General features: G+C 29.7%; 11 protein-coding genes and 1 riboswitch. Of the genes, 4 read left to right on the plus strand and 7 right to left on the minus strand.

Going from position 1 to position 22,612, the window contains the following annotated elements; all coding sequences use genetic code 11:
* The 4 genes from pbpC to E6771_RS10790 all read right to left on the minus strand — a co-directional run bounded on the left by pbpC (position 1) and on the right by E6771_RS10790 (position 11,841).
* Complete coding sequence (gene pbpC / locus E6771_RS10775) at positions 1-2,277, minus strand: penicillin-binding protein 1C (RefSeq protein WP_316091334.1); 2,277 nt, start codon at positions 2,275-2,277, stop codon at positions 1-3.
* Positions 2,277-7,136 (minus strand): alpha-2-macroglobulin family protein, encoded by a 4,860-nt coding sequence (locus tag E6771_RS10780; RefSeq protein ID WP_316091335.1) that lies wholly within the window; start codon positions 7,134-7,136, stop codon positions 2,277-2,279. Before E6771_RS10780 ends, pbpC begins: the two co-directional genes overlap by 1 nt.
* A gap of 18 nt (positions 7,137-7,154) precedes the next feature.
* On the minus strand, positions 7,155-9,071 hold the full coding sequence (gene recQ / locus E6771_RS10785) for a DNA helicase RecQ (protein ID WP_316091336.1): 1,917 nt from the start codon (positions 9,069-9,071) through the stop codon (positions 7,155-7,157).
* Between the two features lie 508 nt (positions 9,072-9,579).
* Positions 9,580-11,841 carry an adenosylcobalamin-dependent ribonucleoside-diphosphate reductase gene (locus E6771_RS10790; protein ID WP_316091337.1) on the minus strand — a complete coding sequence of 754 codons (2,262 nt, stop codon included), beginning with the start codon at positions 11,839-11,841 and terminating at the stop codon, positions 9,580-9,582.
* A gap of 311 nt (positions 11,842-12,152) precedes the next feature.
* Between E6771_RS10790 and mnmH the strand changes: the two genes are divergently transcribed.
* The gene (mnmH, locus tag E6771_RS10795) at positions 12,153-13,181 is read left to right on the plus strand and encodes a tRNA 2-selenouridine(34) synthase MnmH (RefSeq protein WP_316091338.1); all 1,029 of its coding nucleotides are present in this window, start codon (positions 12,153-12,155) and stop codon (positions 13,179-13,181) included.
* An 88-nt stretch (positions 13,182-13,269) separates the two neighbouring features.
* Here mnmH and E6771_RS10800 read toward each other — a convergent pair whose 3' ends face one another.
* Positions 13,270-14,505, minus strand: a complete 1,236-nt coding sequence (locus E6771_RS10800) for an aminopeptidase (RefSeq protein ID WP_316091339.1) — start codon at positions 14,503-14,505, stop codon at positions 13,270-13,272.
* A gap of 14 nt (positions 14,506-14,519) precedes the next feature.
* Positions 14,520-15,161, minus strand: coding sequence for an alpha/beta hydrolase (locus E6771_RS10805; protein ID WP_316091340.1), 642 nt, complete (start codon positions 15,159-15,161; stop codon positions 14,520-14,522).
* A 160-nt stretch (positions 15,162-15,321) separates the two neighbouring features.
* Between E6771_RS10805 and E6771_RS10810 the strand changes: the two genes are divergently transcribed.
* The 3 genes from E6771_RS10810 to E6771_RS10820 are packed head-to-tail and all read left to right on the plus strand — an operon-like array spanning position 15,322 to position 19,174.
* Complete coding sequence (locus tag E6771_RS10810; protein ID WP_316091341.1) at positions 15,322-18,084, plus strand: M16 family metallopeptidase; 2,763 nt, start codon at positions 15,322-15,324, stop codon at positions 18,082-18,084.
* Positions 18,085-18,104: 20 nt separating this feature from the next.
* Positions 18,105-18,434, plus strand: coding sequence for a DUF1904 domain-containing protein (locus E6771_RS10815; protein ID WP_316091343.1), 330 nt, complete (start codon positions 18,105-18,107; stop codon positions 18,432-18,434).
* Positions 18,434-19,174, plus strand: coding sequence for a YaaA family protein (locus tag E6771_RS10820; protein ID WP_316091344.1), 741 nt, complete (start codon positions 18,434-18,436; stop codon positions 19,172-19,174). Before E6771_RS10815 ends, E6771_RS10820 begins: the two co-directional genes overlap by 1 nt.
* Before the next feature lie 152 nt (positions 19,175-19,326).
* Here E6771_RS10820 and mgtA read toward each other — a convergent pair whose 3' ends face one another.
* A complete protein-coding gene (gene mgtA, locus E6771_RS10825; RefSeq protein WP_316091345.1) occupies positions 19,327-22,074 on the minus strand; it encodes a magnesium-translocating P-type ATPase in 2,748 nt (915 codons plus the stop codon).
* A 275-nt stretch (positions 22,075-22,349) separates the two neighbouring features.
* Positions 22,350-22,511, minus strand: a riboswitch (M-box (ykoK) riboswitch).
* Positions 22,512-22,612: the final 101 nt, after the last annotated feature.

Consider the following 22,612-nt stretch of genomic DNA (forward strand, 5'->3'; position numbering starts at 1 on the left):
TTACTTCCTTCCTGCTCTATTTTTCACTATTTCAAATTTTACTTTTTCTGTTTCTCCATTTTCAGCTACTATTGTCAATTCATATTCTCCTTCTTTTAAAGAGAGACTTTTTTCTCTATCTTTATCTCTTCCTATATATTCTCTGTTTATATACCAATAAAGATTTTGCTTTTTTACATTTGCTACCTTTACTATAACACTTTTTTCTCCATCAAAGTCTTTTGGTATAACTATTTTTAATTTATTTATTGGATATATGAATTTTACACTTTTTTCTTTGATTTTGCTACTAAAAATATTTGAAACATCCATATTCTGTCTTATGAAATAGTTTATTATCTCAATAGGATAGTTAAGTACTACCTTTTCTTGTTTTTCAGTAAAGTCTTCACTTCTTGAATCTATTTCTTCTCCATCTTTGTTTAAAAAAACTTTCTTATAATATGGTGAAAATTTCAGTGGTTTAGCTCCCTTAGGATAAAGTATTTCTTTTGATGGCACATCAAATTTCATTCTATATCCTGTTTCTTTATCTACTTCTAATATTTCAAAGTCTTCTTGTGGAAGATTAAATAAAGCTGTTTTCTTTGGCAGGGTATTGAATACATTAAATAAAAGCTTTCCTGCACTGACTACCCCTGATAAATTGCTGTTGCTTTCCCCTGTAAAGTTTCCTACCCATACTACCACTGTCCAATCAGGAGTAACACCAGCTGCCCATCCATCTCTTCTTCCATAACTTGTTCCAGTTTTCCATGAAACAGGATTTTTTTCTCGATACATACTTTCAAGTCCTGGTCTTTCTAACTGCCTTATAGTATCCAATGTAAGATAAGCTGACCCTCTTGATATCAACTGATTTCCCTTTTCTTCCTGTTCTAGCCTTATATATCTCAATTCTTTAAAATTACCATAATTTCCCAGCCCAGTATATAGTTTAGCTATATTTTCCACACTGAGTTCCTTAGTTCCAAGTATAAGTGAAAGTCCATATCTTGAAGGATTATTATCTTTAAAATCTAAAACTTCTTTCAAAAAATAGAAAAATTTCTCATCTTTATATTCCTTCAATAAAGATACAAATGGAATATTTAATGATTTTATAAGGGCTTCTCTCATTTCAATCAAACCATAATATTTTTTGTTAGCATTCTGAGGACTGAAGTTTGAAAAATATAATGGAATATCAGGTATTTTTGATTCTGGAGCAGCTATTCCTTCATCTATTGCCAAAGCATAAAGAAATGGCTTTAAAACAGATCCTGGTGATCTTTTAGCTGTTATTCCATCAACTTGTCCATTGGTAGAAAAATCATAAAAATTTTGAGATCCTATGTATACCTTCACTTCATAAGTTTTATTATCTACTACCAATACAGCTGCATTTCCGATTCCTTCACTTTTTAAATATTCAGAATAGTCTTTTACAACCTTTTCTATTTTTTCTTGAAGTTGACTATTAATAGTACTCTTGATTATTTTTTCACTACTTTCTTGTGTTAATCTTCTTGTAAGATGAGGGGCAAGAGATTTAAATCTATATCTTTTTTCAGGAATAGGTTCCATTTTTGATAAAGCATACTGCCTTTCATCAATAACTCCTCTTTCAAGTAATTTTTTTAAAAGAGCATTCCTTTTATTTATAAGCCTATCTCTATTCCTCTCTACATGCATAAGTCCAGGCGAATTAGGGAGCACTGCTAACAGTGCTCCCTCTGCCCAAGTAAGTTCATTTGGATTTTTTTGAAAGTATAGAAGTGACGCTGTTTTATAACCTACAATATTTCCTCCATAAGGAGCATTATTCAAATACATTGATAAAATCTCATCCTTAGTGAATTCTCTTTCTATTTTCACTGCATGAATTATCTCTCTATATTTATTAAAATAGCTCCTTTTTTTTGGTTCAAGAACTTTTGCCACCTGCATAGTTACAGTACTTGCTCCTGTTCTTCTTCTTTGAAATACATTGTCTCTTACAGCTCTGACTATTGCTTTCATATCTACTCCTTTGTGAGAGTAAAAATTTTTATCCTCATAATTCAAAACTGCTTCTCTTAATTTTTCAGGTATTTTATCTGTACTTTTCAAATGCCATTGTTCATTTTTATTGAGATAGGCTCCTAGGATATCATCTTTGTCATCTAATATTACCTGACTGTATCTATCTTCAAATGTGCTCTCTATCTTTTTAGTATCATATTTCAAATATGTCCATGAAGTAAATAAAATTCCACTTAGAAGAATCCCTGAAAATACCAGATATCTTTTTTTCATTATTTAACCTCTACTTCAAATCCTTTCAGATAAGCTTCATAATTTTTATCATACATAGCCTCTGCCATAGTTCCTGGGAATTTATATTTTCCTACTGTTACAGTATTTACTTTGATAAAGAAGCTGTTTCCAGTTCTGCTGTAATTATTGAAATCAAAGAACCACATCACTCTGTCATCTCTGATATCTTCATAATCTATACTAGTATTTGCCATTCTAGTTTTTACCCATTCTGGATATTGTTGTTTCAATGCTCTTACATTTTCTATTTCCCATCCTGTAGGAAGAACTTGTGTCAATGCCACTTCATTGATATAAAAATATCCTCTTATATTGTCAGCAGGAAGCACTTTCACCTCTAACCAGAATGTTGTTCCTGAAGTTAAAGACTTAGGATCCAATTCTACTCCATTTATATCATAGAATTTTCTTTCTATTTGAATATTTTTAGCAATATTCTCTCCTTCATAATTTACAGGAACTCCTTCCCAATAATAATTAACAAACATATCTTTTGAATTACCAGAAACTATTTTGATATCTTTCACTTTATCAGAAATTGATTCTGTGTAAGTACCATTCTTAGTAGTAAATCTTTTTAACTGTCCATCTATTTCAATAGTTCCAGATACTTCCTCTTTAGCTCCTGATTTTACCATTTCAGCTATAGTCATCAAAGAGTATCCTGTACTTTGAGTAGACAGCCAGTTTTGTGATTGAAGTGCCTTAAGTATATCATTGTATAGTTTTTCTTCTATTTTTCCATATACTTTATAGTATGCACCAAGTACAATAGCTTTATCTCTCAAATTAGAACCATAAGAATATCTGTAATAATCATAATCATATTCTGGCACAGTTATTGAAAGTGAATTAGCAATATCTACTGCTATCTTATCTTCACCAATCAGCTTATATGCTGCTGCCATATACCACTTACTTGTTATAGAAAGGCTTCCCATATAGTTTTCATATATAAGATTCATTTCACTTATCTCAGGAGAACCAGCTGATGCCAACAGATATAAAGTATATGCTTTTCTATCCAAATCTGCTCCAGCTATTTTACTTTGTTTCTTACTGAAATCCAACCATCTGCTGTACATATCTTCAGGTACATAATATCCATTTTCTTTTGCACTTATTAAAAACTGTCCAATATAGTTAGTTACCCATAAATCTGCATCTCTATTTCCAGGCCAATATGTAAATGACCCATCATAAAGCTGGAATTTTGATAATCTAGTGATACCTGAATTAATATTTGCAGTTATTCTCTTTTTATCAAAAGTATTTTCAGAAGATAACTCTTTTATAAATAATTGAGGAAGTACACTTGATGTAGTCTGTTCTGCACATCCATATGGATATCTGATAAGCCATTTAAGTCTTTGATCTATAGCCAGTATAGGTGAACTTGATATAGTCAATGTACTTTCTACACTTCCTTCTATTGAATCCTTCGGTGCATTAAATACAACTTCTTTTCCACCTGATACAGTTTTTATATCATTCAAATAAATATATGGATTATTTGAATTTATATCTATATCAGTGACTTCTTCATAATTATATTTATTAGAATTTGCACTTATAATTATTTTATCTGCTCCTATTTTATTTGGAACTTTTTCTGTAAAATATACTGTCTTCTTCTCTTTATTTTTCAAAGTAAATTTTTCAGTTTTTATTTCTCCATTGAAATTAATATTTACAGTTATTTCTCCAAGGTCATCTTCTAAAGCAAAGATTTCTACTGGAACTTTAAATTCATCTCCAACTTTTAATGTTCTAGGAAGTGAAGCATTCATAACTATTGGAGCTTTTACAGTAATTGTAGATTCAGCTTTTCCATACATTCCTTTATCTGCTCCAATTACCATAACTCTTACAGAACCCATATAATTAGGCATTGTAAATTCTACTTCCCCTTCTCCTTTATCATTAGTAGTCAGAACTCCTTTAAACATTGCCACAGGTTTAAATCTTTGAGCCTCTTCAAGTCCCATCTGTTTATTTCTAGATTTATCCATTGCTGACATTTCAGCTAGGAATTCTCCCCCTCCAGTCTTTAATACTTGATGTACTTCTCCAAAAGTTTTCCCTATAATTTCATTATAGTTATCATAGGCCATTATTTGAAGAGCTTCTTTTTGATAGAAGTAATTCCAAGGATCTGGAGTTTTAAATGCTGTTATATCTAAAAGACCTTCATCTACTACAGCTACTGTATATTCCATTGGAGTACCAGCTTTATTTTTAACTTTTACAGTGAATTTTTCATTTGGTCTTAATTCTTTTGGTGTATTCAATTCTAAATTAAGTTTAGTTGCTTCATTTTTTACCATTAAAGGTACTGCTCCATGTAATCTCAATGGTCTGTCATTTGTAAAATTGTTATAGTCTTGGAATAAAGAAATACTTACATAGGCATTAGGGAACATTCCTTCAGTAACTTCTATCTCTTCTTCATTTTTGATGTCATTAACATCTTTCCAATATCTTTTTACTATTTGACCAGATTTTTCTATAGTTATAAGGGCTTTAGCTCCCTTTTCCCCTTCATATATAATCTTAGCTTTTTCTCCTATATTGTAAGATTTTTTGTCAGTTTCCATTTTAAGTTTATCCACTTTTTTACTTACACTAGGATCCATCCAAGTACTTACATAAAGATTTACCCCTGTACTTTGCTCAGTTTCCAAATCTTCAACTTCTACAAATATTTCTCCTGTTCCATCTATTGGATAATCTATGATATATGGCTTATCTCCAGATACAAACTCCTGCTCATGGACAAAAGTAGTATTAGTATCCGTTTTTATTGATTTCAAGAAACTTCCATAATCATTATAATCCCACCACCAAGAATACTCATTTTTATATATTCTATATTTCATTTTTCTTCCTGGAACAAGTTTATCTCCATCACTTGAAATTGCTATAACTTGAAGATTTACTTTATCTCCACTCTTCATATACCTATCTGATGGAATCTCCATTCCTACATATGTATCAAATTTTTTCAACGTAACAATACTTCTATCTAAAACAGGTCTTCCCCCTGTTTCCAATACTTTAGTAGTAATAGTTCCTGTCAAGTTTATATTTTTAGGAGTAATCTTAGCAATATCAAAATTGATAGTTCCCTTTCCTTCACTATTTAATACTCCTTCTTTATAATCTCTATGATAGAAATTATATGATGTAGGATTTGTAAAAGTATAATTTTTGAATTTTTCAAATCTTACATTTTCTTCTCTTATTTGCAGTTCGCTGTTAAATCTAAGATCACTTCCAGGCGCACCAAAGAGATAATCTGAAGCAACTTTTACTTCAAAATTACCAGTTTCATTTATGTCCACTACTTTAGGTGCATCAACATCAACTTTTATTTTATATGGAACTATAGTTTCTACAGGAATATCCTTTCTGAATGTAGTACTTCCCACTTGAGCATCTACTCTCCAGATACCAGTTTCAGAATCCAAATTAGTTTTGAAAGAATATGTATAAAATCCATTTTTCCCATCATTTAAAACATGATTTTCCACAAACTTTTTCCCTGTTGGAGTATAGATATTTAATTTAACTGGATGATTTTCAGGAAAATTATTATCTGCATTTCTAGCTATTATAGAAAGATATATATCATCTCCTGGTCTGTATATTCCTCTATCTGTGTACATGAAACTTTTTACACCTTCAGTTGCATATATACCATCTACAGCAAAACCATCATATGACAAACGAGAATCATTTAATTTCAATATAGATTTTTCATCTCCTGATTCACTGATAATATAAAAAATCTGAGCCTTTCCATCAAAAGTTACTTCTCCATTTTCATTGGTAGTTTTTTCTTCTATCAGTTGATTATTTAAAGTTATTGCCTTTACTTTGGCACCTTTTACAACACTGTTCTTTGCAACATTAGTAACAGTTACCAAATACTGATCTTTAGTTTTCTGTGCCAAAATTCCCATATCTGAAAGTAAAATTACTTTTCCTATTTTACCATTATTTTCAAAGAAACTATATTGCTGCCAACTTTCTACACCTTCAGGAAAAGTATAGTCTATTCCATCTTTATTAAATGATAGCTCAACTATAAAAAATCCCTTGTAGTCTACAAGACTTCCCAATTCAATTTCAGTTTGAATCCATTTATTTTTAAGATTATTTAATTCATACTCTTTTTCAAAAAGAACATCTCCTATTCTGTAAAAGTCTCCTTGAAGAGAATAATTAAATACATTTCCATTTCCATTAAATACAAAATTCTGTAAAAATTGAGTTGTATTATTTTCATAAACTTTTTTAACTTTTACATTTACTTTTTTTACATTGAGAGATTTAAAACTTATTCTCTTATCATTTACAGCTGGAAGTATTATTCCTTCATTTGAAAAAGCTATTTTAGGTTCTATTTCTTTAAAAGCTACTGTTGTATTAAAATTTTCTTTTAATATAATTCCATTTTTAGATTTCAATCCTTTCAAGATTTCTATTTGATAAGTTTCCCCAGTATGAAAATCTCCTCTTATAATTATTTTATTTTTCATTTTGATGATATCGTAACCTGTTTCTCCATCTACTTTTATGTATGCGTCTATATCACTATTAAGTCCTATTTCGTCAGAAAGAGTTATTTCTATATTGGGTTTTTCCCCTGACGAAGTTGATACCTCTAAAATCCTCAACTCTGCCTCTTTCGTTGGTGGAGTCACCACTACATTTTCTGTTTTTGGTGTCTCTGTTGTTTTTTCTGGTTCAGTTGTTTGTCCTCCTGTTGTCTTATCTCCCCCATTGCATCCAAGCATAGTCAATAAAACAAGAAATGCCAATATTTTTTTCATTGCAACCTCCTTAATGTTCTAACTAAATAATGACTTAATTAAAATTTCTCTTAATTTTTCTGTATTTATATTTATTTGTAATTTATTTTTTAAGTCTTCCAGTTTAGATTCTTCCAGATATTTATCTTCAACCATACTTTCCAGTCTGATAATCTCCATATCTTCATCTGAAAAACTATTTATAACTTTTAAAAATTCTTCTCCATAGTTTTTAAATTTTTGATTTCCTATTCCTCTTATTTTTAACATATCCCATCTATTTTTAGGCTTTTTCTCTGCTAATTCCATTAACGTCAAATCTGAAAACACTATATATGGAGCTACTTTTTCTTTTTCAGCTATTCTATTTCTTAATTGATTCAGATTTTCAAATAGTGGGTCTTCATAATAATCAAATGTTACTTTTTCGTCCATTCTTCTAAAAACAGCAGTTTCATTTTTTAAGACCCTTCTGGCCCTCTCATTAAGCCTGAGAACTGGAAAACTCCCTGCACTCTGTTCAAGATATCCATCTGATATTAAAAAATTTATAAATTCTTCAATCCAGTCTCTATCTCTTTCCTGCATTATTCCAAAAGTAGATAATTTATGATATTCTTTTTTATCCATTTTAGTATCGGATTTCCCTACAAGTATATTTGTCAAAGTTGATGTTCCTATGCTCTCCTTTGCTCTTCCTGTGCAAGAAAGTATCTTTTGAGCTTCTACAGTAAGATCTTCAACATTCTTAAAAGATTTACAATTTCCACATTTTCCACAATAATTTTTTATCCTTTTATCTCCAAAATATTTTAATATATATTCTCTATAGCAACTTTCAAGATATGCATATTCTACCATCTTATCAAGTTTTTCTCTTTTTTCTTTTTTCAAATTATTTTCAGTTTCTTCATTCATTTCTATAAGATATTCCTGTGTCCCTACATCTTCTTCAAAATACATTAAAACTGCTTCTGCAGGAGCTCCATCTCTTCCAGCACGACCAGCTTCTTGATAATAACTTTCCATATCCTTTGGAATATTTCTATGGAGCACAAATCTTACATTAGATTTGTCTATTCCCATTCCAAATGCATTTGTAGCTACCATTATTTTTATTTCATCTTTAATAAACTTTTCTTGAAAATCTTTTCTTTCTTTTTCAGTAAGTCCTGCATGATATTTTCCTACACTAAATTCTCTGAGTTCAAGATATGCATATAAACTATCCACTTCTTTTCTAGTAGAAGCATAAATTATACCAGATTTTTTAGGAGCTTTTTTCAAGTAATCTACTATATAGGCTTCAGCAACCACATTTTTTACTACCTTAAAAAATATATTCTCTCTATCAAATCCTGCAACATAGCTGAAGGGACTTTTCATCTCAAGCTTTTCTTCTATATCTTGTCTTACTTCAGAAGTTGCTGTTGCTGTAAGAGCCAGCATTTGTATTGGTTTTCCTATTTTTTTTACAAAATTAGGTATTTCCAAATAACTTTTTCTAAAATCATGTCCCCATTGTGAAATACAATGTGCTTCATCTACAGCTATCATAGCTATATCCAGTTTCCTTATAAAAGATACAAATTTTTCATTAGCAAGCCGTTCAGGTGCTATATATATTATCTTTGCATTGCCACTTCTTATCTTATACATTGCATCAGAATATTCTTCTCTAGATAGAGTTGAATTTATATATACACTTTTTATTCCTAAAAGTTTTAAAGTATCTACCTGATCTTTCATTAAAGAAATTAATGGTGAAATGACTATTGTTATTCCTCTAAAGAGAAGAGCTGGTATCTGATAGCATATGGATTTTCCTCCCCCAGTACTCATTACTCCCAAAGTGTCTCGCCTTTGAAGAACTGAATGTATTATTACTTTTTGTCCATCTCTAAAATCATCATATCCATATATTTCTTTAAGCAATTTTCTAGCTTCTTTTTTCATTAATTTTCCACCAACATCTATTCATTATTTGCTATTATTATACCATTGAAATTAGTAAAAAGTAAGGCATGAAAAAATACTGCAATTATATTATCAATTTTAAAGATATAAAATATTCTAATTATTTTTTTATGCCAGACTTCATAAATTCATCTTTTCAGAAGATATTTTATTTTATCCTTTTTTGTCTTTCCATGCTACCAACTATTTGATACTTTTTGTCTACCTATAGTTGCATAAAAAATAAAATTGTCAATTTATAAAAATAAAAGAACCTCAAAAGATTCTTTTTCTAACATCATATATTAAATCTACTAGGAAATTGTCTAAAACAATTATGCTTTATTTACATTTATAATTCAAATATTTTCTTCAATAAAAGATTTATATAAACTATAATCAAACTTTAAAACATAACTATCTCTATATAAAAAAATTAAATTTTTAAATTTAGTAAAAATAAAAGTGATTCAAAATTAAATTCTGAATCACTTTTATTAATTACCTATTATTCACATTTAGAAAAACCACAGCTTCTGCAAGTGTAACATCCTCCTGTTACATCTATTATTTCTCCACATTCAGGACAACGACTTACATAATCCGCTTCTCTTTCACTAATTTCTTCTATCTCTTTTCTTTCTTCTTCATCTATTTTTTGTATAGCTTTTTCATGAGCATCTAATCCCATATCTTTTTCAAAATTCTTAAGAATATTAAGTATAGCTGATGGGCATGTGTTTCCTTTGCTTATTTCCTGATTCTTGCTTCTAGCTACAGCAAATGATGTACATCCACTTACTCCTGCTATTGCTTTTTCAAGCATAAATAAATTTCCCCCTAATCTAAGTATTCCTGACATATATATTGCTACTGCTTGAATGTTCTTCTCACATCCACCTACTCCACTTCTTATTACATATAAGTCTTGAATAGCTCTCTCACTTGGTGAATAACCTATCATCACTTTTAATTTTCCACAACCTATTCTCATGGTAGTTGGATAATAAATTGTATCTGGAGCTATTGGCTTCAATTCTCCTCTAGGGATAGTTGGTAATACCAGTTCCTCTGCTTTCTTTTCCTTTGGTGCTACAGTAAGTATTCCTTCTCTGTCACAACCAGCTCTATATATTGTCATTCCTTTAAGACCATTTTTCCAAGCTTCTAAATATAACTTTTCCACTTCTTCAACAGAAACTTTATTTACAAGATTAATTGTTGAAGAGATACTTGCATCTATCCTCTTTTGCCATATTCCCTGCATTTTTATTCTATCATATGGATTCAGATTTTGAGCTGTTACAAAGTGCTCTGGCAATTCTTCTTCATCCATAAGATTATTTTCTTCCATATATTTTTTAGCAATTGGAATAAATACTTTATAAAATACATCTTCTCCATGAAGACTTTCTGTTTTTCTTACATAAGAAAATGCAAAATTAGGTTCTATTCCTGTACTTGTTTCCAGCATTGTTCCTATAGAACCTGTAGGAGCTATAGTCAAAAGCTGTGAATTTCTAAGTCCATATTTTTCTATTAGCTCAAGTGTTTCAACACTTGCATTTTCTAATAAAAATTCTGATTTCAATACTTTATCAGCTTTATATTTAGGGTATGCTCCAAAATCTTTAGCCAAAAGTGCACTTGCTTTCAGTGCATTATCCACTATAACTTTTGCTATATTATCACAGAATTCTAAAGACTCAGGTGCTCCATACTTCAATCCAAGTTTTATTAAAAGATCTCCCACACCTAGTATCCCTAACCCAATCTGCCTCCAATCTCTAACTGATTCTCTTTGTTCTTCCAGAGGATGCAATGGAAGTCCTTCATCAAGTACATCATTAAGAGCTTTCACAGATTTTTGTACAGCATATGCTAATCTGTCAAAGTTGAATTCCTTTCCTTCTACGAATGTTGGAAGAATAAGAGAGCCTAAAAGACAACTTCCTCCTGCTGGTAATGGTTCTTCTGCACATGGATTTGTTCCAGCATATTCAAATTCTTCATCTTCACTTAACAGATTCCATTTTGATATTCTATCCCAGAAAAGTATCCCTGGTTCAGCAAATTTCCAGTTTTGTCTTGCAAGTTCCTTGAAAAGTTTTCTTGCATCTATTTCTTTTGTAATTACTTCACCTGTATCTTTTACTAAGAATTCAGTTACAAATTGTAATCCTTCAATTACTGCTTTCATAAAATTAGCATCTACTCTTACAGATATATTTGCTTTCTGTATTTTATTAAGGTCAGATTTAATGGAAATAAATTCAGAAACATCTGGATGATTTATATCAATAGATATCATTAATGCTCCTCTTCTTCCTTTCTGCCCTATTATATCTGTAGTCAGATTATAAAGCTCCATAAAAGATATTGACCCTGTAGTATATTTTGCTGAATTATTTACTTCTGATCCTTTTGGTCTTAACTTGGAAATATCTACTCCACAACCTCCACCATAAGAATAAGTTCTTGCCAATTTTTTAGCTGTATCAAATATAGATTCTAAATTATCTTCTGGAGGTGCTATAACATAACAATTTGAATAGGTTATTTTTCTTCCTAATTTATATAACCCCCTATTTGAAAGAATTCTTCCTGCAAAGATGAATTCTTTATTAGCTATCATTTCTTTTAATTCCTGTTCTCCTCCAGAAACTCTTTCTAACCATTCATTAAATGTTTCTCCATCATATTTATACTTTTTTTCCCAAATATCCATTCCCAACTTATTATCTTTTCCTAGCCAACTTGTAATATCCATAACTACCTCCCCTTATGTGTTACCAAAAATATTATAGCACAATTCTTACAAAATATAGTGTTTAAATTTTCAAATAAAACTATATATAGTATGAATTTGATTTTTTTCTAACTTTAAATTATCTCAATTATATGTACTTTTTCTCTCCTTTTTTTCCTTTATTATTTTTTATAATTTATTTTTTCTAATATTTTAATTATAATATATACATATTTTTAATAATAACTTTTTATTAAAATTTTACTCTTTATTGACTTTAAGTCAATAAAAGGTGTATATTATATATATTATTAATTTGGGGAGGATTTTTTATGAATACAATTACCTATAGTGAACTTTTAAAATTGGATAACTACATTCTTGTTGATGTAAGAACTCCAAAAGAATTTGAAAGTGAACCTATTCCCAGTGCTGTCAATATTCCTGTTTTATTGGATGAGGAAAGAGCTATAGTTGGAACAGCTTATGTACAGCAGTCAAAGGAAATTGCTAAAGAACTGGGGATAAATTTTATTTCTAAAAGACTTCCTGAGATTTTTAAACAGGTACAGGAGCTTTCTTCTAAAAATAAAAAAATAGTATTTTTCTGTGCAAGAGGTGGAATGAGAAGTGGAACTATGTGCTCACTTTTTCAGGCTTTGGGATATAAATGTATAAAACTTGAGGGAGGATATAAGGCCTACAGAGAGTTTATATATAAAACAATACCTATTCTCAATGAAAAGTTTAAGTATGTCATCATTCATGGGAGAACAGGCATTGGAAAGACTAAAATACTTGCCAAACTTTATGAAATGGGATATCCTGTCTTAAATCTTGAAAAAATTGCTGATCATAAGGGTTCACATTTTGGAGCTATTGGAGAGAAAAGAAAACAAAGTCAAAAAAGGTTTGAAACAGAACTTTATGAATTTCTTGCTTCAAATGACAAAGGCTATATCCTTGCTGAAAGTGAGAGTAAAAGAATAGGAAATATTTATATTCCTGATTCTGTATATAATTCTCTTGTTTCAGGATATCATTTAATAGCTGAAACTACCCCTGAACATAGAATAGAAATTCTTATGGAGGATTATGCTGATGCTCCAGAAGAAGCTTTGAGAGAATGTATTATGAAAATCAGCTGTTATACTTCTAAAAAAAATATTGAAAGCTACTTACAACTACTTGAAAATAAAAAGCTTCCAGAGTTAGCTGCTGAGTTGATAAAAGAATACTATGACCCTCTTTATCAAAAAAGTATAGATAAATACCAATTTAATCACAAAATACAATATTCAACGACTGATGAAGGAGTAGAAAAGGTTATAGAATTTTTAAGAGAAAAAGAATTTATATAAAACAAAAATGAAGCTGATAATTGAATCAGCTTCATTTTTGTTTTGGTCTATACATTCCCCTGCCAAGGAATTCTATTTTATCACTTTATTACTTCTCAGTAAAGGCAAAATTTCCATTTTTCATTATTAAAGTTTCATTTCCTGAAGAATCTATTCCTATTATTTCCAAGTCAGAAGTTCCTACCATAAAATCTTCGTGTACCATTGAAATATTTACCCCTTTTTCTCTGAGCTGACTTTCGTTCATTTCACTTCCATTTTCTAAACATATGGGATAAGCCTGCCCTAATGCAAGATGACATGAGGCATTTTCATCAAAAAGAGTATTATAAAATATAGTATTTGAATTTGAAATAGGTGAATCATATGGAACAAGTGCTACTTCTCCAAGATAAGATGAACCTTCATCACTTTTTAAAAGTTCTTCAAGTATTTCTTTTCCTTTTTCAGCAGAAAAATCCACAACTTTTCCTCCTTTGAATGTAAGTGAAAATTTTTCTATTAAATTTCCACTATAACTAAAAGGTTTACTACTGTAAACTATTCCATTAACTTCATCTTTTTTAGGAAGAGTGAATATTTCTTCAGTTGGCATATTAGCCACAAAATATACTCCTTCTTTAGAAGTTTCTCCCCCAGCTGTCCATATATGTCCCTCTGGAAGTCCTATTTCTAAATTTGTTCCTAAGGAATTTTTATATATTAATTTCTTAAACTTCTTCTTATTTAAATAATTCATATTCTCTTTTAATGAATTTAAATGATTTTTCCACTCTTTTACTGGATCAGCTTTGTCAGCTCTTACTATTGAAAAAATAAGCTCCCATAATTTTTCTTTACTTTCTTTTTTAGATAATTCTGGAAATATTTTTCCAGCCCATGCATCAGTTGGAACAGATACTATACACCACTGATTGTAATTATTCATTATCCTGTCATAGTATTCTTTCAATGCTCTGCTTCTGGCTCTTTGATATTTTATTATTTTACTTTGTTCTACATTTTTCAGCAGCTCTGGATCAGAAGCATATATACTTAAAAAAGCTGCTCCTTTTCTCATATATTCCATAACAGATTCAACCTGCCATTGAGGATAACTTTCAAATAACTCCTCTACTCCATAGTCATATTTATATTTATTACATAATTCATCATTCCAATGAACAATTACTTCTTTTGCCCCATTTTTATATGCAGTTTCTACAACTTTTCTTGTAAAATCAGCAACTTCCACAGGAGAATTTATAACTAAAATTTGTTCTTTTTGAAGATTAATACCTATTTTTATAGTAAGTTCTATATAATTTTCTATCTTTTTTTCCATTTACTTCCTCCAAATTAGTCTACTCTAAACTGCCCCTTTGATATAAAATTATTTATATATTTTGCTGTTCCTATTTTTTTATGTATTTCATCATGAACAAGAGGAAGGAAAAGAGTATCTTTTGCATAATCCAACATACACTCTTTGGAATTTACCAGTCCATCATTATATTCTCCCAGCCATTTACTAAATATTCCCTCTGTCTCTGTTCCTATAATTAAACCAATTTCTATCTTTCTATCTATTTCATATCGCTTTTTTCTTTTGAAGAGTTTTAATGGTTTAAATATAGTATCTAATATTGGAAATATTCTTTTTAACCTTCTATGAACAACAGAATCTCTTAAAGGAGCAGCTATCAATACAATTTTATCTACAATATCCTCTGATTCCCTATCTTTTAAAGTTTCTTCAATAAGCAGTCCTCCAAGTCCATATCCAATTAAAACAATTTCTTCCTTCTCACTAAGTCCACCATATTTTAAATCTAAAAGGAAACCTTTAAGCATATCTACTGAAAATTTAATGTCTGGAAAAGTAAGAGGAAAATTCAAATTTTCTACTTTATATCCTATTGAAGTTAAATTTTGCTCCAAGGGCTCCATATCTCTATAATCTCTATGAAATCCATGAATCAATACAATTCTATAGCTCATCTTCTCACTTTCCTTTTTTAGAATTTTATCAAAATTATCTTTCTTTATTTATTATAACATTTTTTAGAGGAACTTGAAGAAAAAAAGAAAAAAATTTCTAACCTCTTTTCAGTAAAATTATGTTATTATATATTTAAAACAACTTTTGAGGTGATAATTAATGCAAAAATTTAAGAAATATATCTTTACTGCTCTACTTTTTATACTTTCTATAACTATTTTTTCAAAACCTTTGGAAAATAGTTCAAAACTGATCACTGGAAAACTTCCAAATGGAATAACTTATTATATATACAAAAATAAAAAACCAGAAAAAAAAGCTGAACTTAATCTTGTTGTAAAAGCTGGTTCTTTGTATGAAAAAGAGCAAGAGCAAGGTCTTGCCCATTTTCTTGAGCATATGGCTTTTAATGGCACTACAAAATATGAAAAAAATGATATGATTAAATATCTTCAATCTCTTGGTCTAAGTTTTGGTGGTGATCTCAATGCTTATACTTCTTTTGATAGAACTGTATACAAATTGCAAATACCTTCTTCTACTTCTGAGGATATAGAAAAAGGAGTTGAGGTTCTTAAAGAATGGGCTACTGAAATAACTTTAGCCCCTGAACAAGTAGAAAGTGAAAAAAAAGTAATAATAGAGGAATGGAGACTAAGACAAGGTCTTTCTCAAAGACTTGGAGATATCCATAAGAAAGCTGTATTTGGTGGTTCCAGATACTTTGACAGATTTCCAATAGGACTTCCTGAAACTATTAATGGAGCTACTTCTCAAATCTTAAAAAGTTTTTATGAAAGATGGTATCTTCCTGAAAATATTTCTGTAATAGCTGTTGGAGATTTTGATCCCATTCAGGTAGAAAACATAATTAAAAAATATTTTGATTACACAAGTGACAAAAAAGTTACAGTTCCTGAAGATTATAAACTTGCTAAACTTGAAAATAAATATATCGTCTTTACTGACCCTGAAATTACATATAATACTTTTTATATGACAAAAATTTTAAACAGGACTATAGTTAATACTGAAGAAGGTATTAAAGTAAGTATTATAGATCAGCTCCTTTTCAATATTCTCAATACAAGATTGTCTAATCTAAGTAAATTGGACAATTCTCCTCTTATAGAAAGTCTTGTTTATAAATATTCCATCAATAACCACAGTGACATTTTCAGTGCTGTTGCTGCTGTAAGAGATGGAAGAATAGAGGAAGGAGCAGCTCTTCTTAATGCAGCCTTAAAAACTTCTGTGGCAAAGGGAATAAATAAAACTGAATTTGAATTAGAAAAGAAAAATATCTATAATAGTTATAAAACTTTAGTTGCAAATAAAGAGAGCATACAGCATGGAACATATGTAGAAGCTCTTGTTGAATATGTCATGTCTGGAGATAGTTTCCTAGATATAGATAAGGAATTTGAATTATTTTCAAAAGAATTAGATGATGTAAAATTATCTGATCTTAATAAAAGAATGAAAGAGATATACAGTGCAGATACTCTTTATTTTCTCACTGCTCCTTCTAATGGAAAGGATATTCCAAATGAAAAACAACTTGAAAAAATAATGACTGAAAGCAGAGAGTCAAAAGATAATCTATTAGATTTTTCATCATCAAATGTAGAACTTCCTCCTATTCAAGTTATAAATGGAAAAATAATTGAATCTTCTGATGGAAATTTTACCCTCTCTAATGGAATAAAAGTATTATCTAAATCTACAGATTTTGATAAAGATAAAATCTATATAAAATTATTTAAGAAAGAAGGAAGTTCTGTTGATGCATATACTGAATATCTAAATTCTCTTTTTAGCAGTGATCTTGTAATCAGTTCTGGTGCAGCTAACATTTCCCCAAATGATTTAGAAAACTTTATGAAAGGAAAAAACTTCAGCCTTTCTCCATATATTAATGACTATGAACAGGGATTCTCTATTACAACAGATAAAGAAAATCTTATACCTGCCTTAGAATATATGAGTTATACTATAAAAGAACCTAAAATTGATGATATAATATTTAAAACAATGATGGAAAATACAAAAGAAGCTATACTTAACAGAAATAACTCTCCAAGAGCAGTATATAGCGATGAAATTTCTAAAATATATAGTGGAAATAACCAAAGGAGACTTCCTTTATCTCTTGAAGATTTAGAAAAAATTAATAAAAAGGATGCTTTAAATATATTTAAAAATAAATTTGATGATTTTAATGGATACCAACTATTAATAGTTGGTTCATTTGATGAAAATGAACTTCCAGAATTACTGAAAAAATATTTTGCTTCACTTCCCAATAGTGAAAAATTGATTTCTCCTAAACCACTTGATTTAAATATACCTAAAGGTATAGTAAAAAAAGAAGTGATAAAAGGTGTTGATAAAAAATCTACTGTAACTTTAATATTTCCATATAATGGTACTCATGGAGAAAAAGAAAGGATTTTATACAATGGGTTCTCAAGAGTTTTAAATATAGCTCTTATTGAAGATATAAGAGAAAAAATAGGAGGAGTTTACTCTATTTCATCAAAGGTTTCTCTTTCTCCAAATAATTTTGGTGAAGATAGAATGATAATAAGTTTCAGCTGCGATACTAAAAGAGTTGAGGAATTGAAAAGTGCTGTGTTAAAAACTGTTTTTGAAATGCTTAATAAAGATATTAATCAAAAACAGATAGATAGTATTATAAAAAATTATGAACTTTCATACAAAAATGAATTGAAAGAAAATATTTTCTGGTTAAATTATTTTTATCAAAAATCTACTGTTGACCCAGAATATAAAGTTCCTACACCAGAGGAATATGCCAAAATAATGCAGAAAAAAGATCTGATGGAATTGGCAAAAAAAGCAATAAATTTAAATAATTACATTGATGTAACTTTGATTCCTGAAAAGGAATCTTTATAATAAAACTTTAGGAGGAAATTATGCCGCATTTAAAAGTTAGAGGGATGGACAAAAAAGCTTTAATTGAGAACAGTAAGGAGATAATTGATGGTCTTACTGAAATAATCAAGTGTGACAGAACTTGGTTTACTATTGAACATACAGATACTGAATATATCTATGATGGAAAAATTATAGATGGTTATACATTTGTTGAGTTATATTGGTTTGAAAGAACTCAAGAAGTAAAAGCTACAGTTGGAGAATTTTTAACAAAAGCTATAAAAAAAATAAATGGTGATAAAGATTGCTGTATTATCTTCTTCCCACTTCTGGGGGAAAATTACTGTGACAATGGGAAATTTTTCTAATGAAGATTATATTTTCACCAAGTAAAGAAATGAGAGATAATGAAATATTATCTCTTTCCTCTTCTTCTGTATACTTTAAAGAAAAAAATCAGAAAATTCTGAAAAAGCTCCAAAATTTTTCAAAAGAAGAAATTGCAGAAATTATGAAAATTAAGGGTAAACTTTTAGAGAAAACCTTTGAAAATATAAAAAAATTTGATTCTCTTGAAGCTATCTCTGCATTTTCATTATATAATGGAGTTTCTTTTAAAAATTTAGAATTGGAAAACTATAATAAAGAAAGTATTGAGTATGCCAATAATAATTTACTTATTCTTTCTGCTTTTTATGGAGTTTTACATCCATCTAACTCAGTTAGAAAATACAGACTGGATATGACTATGAAACTCGCTTCATCATCTCTATATTCTTTTTGGAACAATGAAATTACAGATTATATCATCAATCTTTTGCATGATGATTCTGATAAAATTCTTATAAATCTTGCCTCAGAAGAATATTCTAAAATGATAGAAAGAAAAAAATTTCCTTATAGAATAATTGACATTGATTTTAAAGAAAATAAAAATGGAAAATTCCAATCTGTGAGTAGTTTTGCAAAACAAGGAAGAAGAAGCATGCTTAATTATCTCATCAAAAATAAAATAACTGATATTGAAAAAATTAAAAAATTTTCTGAATCAAGATATCTATTTAATGATGAATTATCTGATAAAGATAAATTTATTTTTACAAGGTAATAGTTGAATGAAGAGTATTAAATTTGATAAAAAATTTTTTTAAAGAAAGAACCTTGAATTTTTAAGATTATTCAGATTGAAGGCAAATAACCATTAAAAATAAAAAATTAATGACTGTTTATCTTCAATCTGAAATATATTTTTTCTCAGTTCTATAAAAGCTCTCCATAACGCTTTACATATATTTTCTTCAAAAATGTAACTAATACCATATAAAGAATGACTGTAATTATAAGGAAAGGCCAATATATAGCTGGTAGCACCGTAAGTCCTATCATTTTTCCAAGTTTCGTATACGGAATTAACGAAAGAAATAATATTCCACTGCAAGTAAGGAAAGTTACTGATAATGAAGCTCTGCTTTGAATAAATGGAATTTTTGGTGTTCTTATCATATGTATAACAAGTGTCTGTGTCCACATAGATTCAACAAACCATCCTGTTTGAAACAAAGCTATAAACATAGTTCTCATTGACTCATCTGATGCTGGAATCATATGATAAGGAAGCCCTCCTGATACAAACATTGGACATATAACAAAATATAACACAAGATATGTTGTTATATCAAATATTGAGCTTGTTGGCCCTATCCATAACATGAATTTCCCAACAGAAGATGCATTCCATTTTCTTGGTACTTTTAAAAATTCATCATCTACATTATCCCAAGGAATTGTTGTACAAGAAAGATCATATATCAAATTTAAAAATATCAATTGTACACTCATCATAGGTAAAAAAGGAATAAATGCACTGGCTGCAAGTACTGAAAACATATTTCCAAAGTTTGATGAAGCAGTCATTTTTATATATTTTATCATGTTAGCATATGTTTTACGTCCTTCTATTATCCCTTCTTCAAGTACCATAAGATCTTTTTCCAAAAGAATAATGTCTGCTGATTCTTTAGCAATATCTACAGCTGTATCCACTGATATTCCTATATCTGCTGCTTTCATAGCTGCTGCATCATTTATTCCATCTCCCATAAAGCCTACAGTATGCCCATTATCACGAAGCACTTTTACTATTCTAGCTTTTTGATCAGGTGAAAGCTTTGCAAATACACTTATATTTTCTGCTGCTTTCCCTAATTCATAATCAGTCATTTTATCTAAATCTGATCCCAATAGTATTTTTTCTACTTTAAGCCCTACTTTCTGACATATACTTCTAGTGACCTTATCATTATCTCCAGTCAATATTTTAGTTGCAACTCCATATTCTTTTAATGCCTGTATTGCTTTAGCTGTTGTTTCTTTTGGGGGATCGAGAAAAGCAAGATATCCTATAAGAACCATATCACATTCATCTTTTACTCCAAAAGCCCCCACTGGAGATGGATTCGTTTTTTGTGCTACTCCTATGACTCTCATTCCATCTTCATTAAAATTATTCACTGTTTTGAGTATATCATTTTTTAATTCCTCATTCAAAAATTCTACTTTACCCTTGTATTCTACATACTTACATATAGAGAGTATTTCTTCTACTGCTCCCTTAGTAATCATCTGTGTTTTTCCATTACTATCTTCAACAACCACTGTCATACGACGACGAGAAAAATCAAATGGTATTTCATCTACTTTTTTATACATTTCATTCAGTTTTCTTAAGGAAACCTCTTCTTTACTTTCCTCTTCTGTTCTTTGAATTATAGATACATCCATAAGATTTTTAAGTCCTGTTTGATACCAACTGTTAAGAAAAGCATGACGTAATACACGACTGTCCTCTTTTCCATGTACATCCATATGATATTCCAATACTACTTTATCTTGTGTCAAAGTTCCAGTCTTATCTGTACAAAGAATATCCATAGCCCCAAAATTCTGAATAGAATTAAGATTTTTTACTATAGTCTTTTTCTTTGACATAGACACTGCACCCTTTGCCAAACAAGTAGTCACTATCATAGGAAGCATTTCAGGAGTAAGTCCTACTGCTATTGATACTGCAAAAAGAAATGCCTGTATCCAGTTTCCTTTTGTCATTCCATTAATAAAGAATACCACTGGAACCATTACCAGCATGAAACGAATAAGTACCCATGAAACTGAATTTACACCCTTTTCAAAACTTGTAACCACTGGTTCTTCTGATATTGATTGTGCCATTGATCCAAATATAGTATCATCACCAACAGAAATTACTACTCCAATAGCCGCTCCACTGATAACATTACTTCCCATAAATGCCATATTGCTATATTCAGTAAGAGTTTGGCTCTTTTCTTTTGATGTCTCTGGGATCTTTTCCAGAGGCTCACTCTCCCCAGTCAAAGCTGATTGACTGATAAATAAATCCTTTGCTTCAATTATTCTCATATCTGCTGGAATCATATCTCCAGCTGCAAGATGCACTATATCCCCAACTACAACTTCTTCCAGAGGTATCTCTTTTTTTCCTTCTTCTATTCTCTCTACACATGTTGTAGTTGTAATCATCTCAAGAAGTCTTTCTGCTGCATTATTGCTTCTTGCCTCTTGTATAAAACGAAGTGCTCCTGATATCATTACCATAGCTAAAATTATTGTTACTGTCATAATATCTATATCTTCAGGGGCATTATGATGAATAGGAATAATAATATCAGTTATCCCTGAAACTATTGCTAAACAAAAAAGTATTGCTGTAAAAGGATTAATAAAAGCATCACATATTTTTTTTAATAAAGATTTTTTCTTTCCATGTGTTACCTTATTTTTTCCATATTTTTCTCTAGAAAATTTTATTCTTTCCTTCGCAATTCCTTTTGCTGAACTTCCAAACTTTTTTAATATATCAGCAATTTCATTATTTGCTGCATATTCCATTCTTAAATTTACTTCATCTTTTTGAATTACCTTTTCTACATTTTTTCTTAGGTAATTTTTTTTCATTTTTTCTTTCATCATTAGTCTGTTCCTCCTTTACTTTTTAAAATAAGCTTTTGAAGATAACAGAACATAGCTGAAAAAACAAAGATTTTATATTTTTATAGAGCAGAAGGACAGACAATCAGCCTTTCTTCTACTCACACTCTGCCCTTTCAGATCTGTACTGTTACTATTCTCCGTGTCCATCCTTCTCACCTCACTAGTTTCTAAATTATTATTAATAAAAAAATCCCATACCAAAGCAAAAACAATGGTATGGGATATATCCCAAAATACAAAAATCATCACTAACATGATCTATGCCACCGTTTGAGCTTTAACTCTGCAGGGCGGTGAAATTGCATTAGATGATACCTTGGTTTCGATATCGCCTGTTCAAACCAACGCATAGTGTCTCCACTATTTTGCGGCAGCAATCCATATCCCTGTAGTAGCCTTACCTACCGGATCTATTTTATTCATGTTCATTCTAGATGTTATTTTTATTTTTGTCAAGATTTTTTTTTATCATAAAAATCAAAACAATCTCTCTTTCTTCTATATAATTACTAAAAAA

The sequence above is a fragment of the Fusobacterium sp. genome, from assembly GCF_032477075.1.
In the GTDB taxonomy this organism is placed as follows: Bacteria; Fusobacteriota; Fusobacteriia; order Fusobacteriales; family Fusobacteriaceae; genus Fusobacterium_A.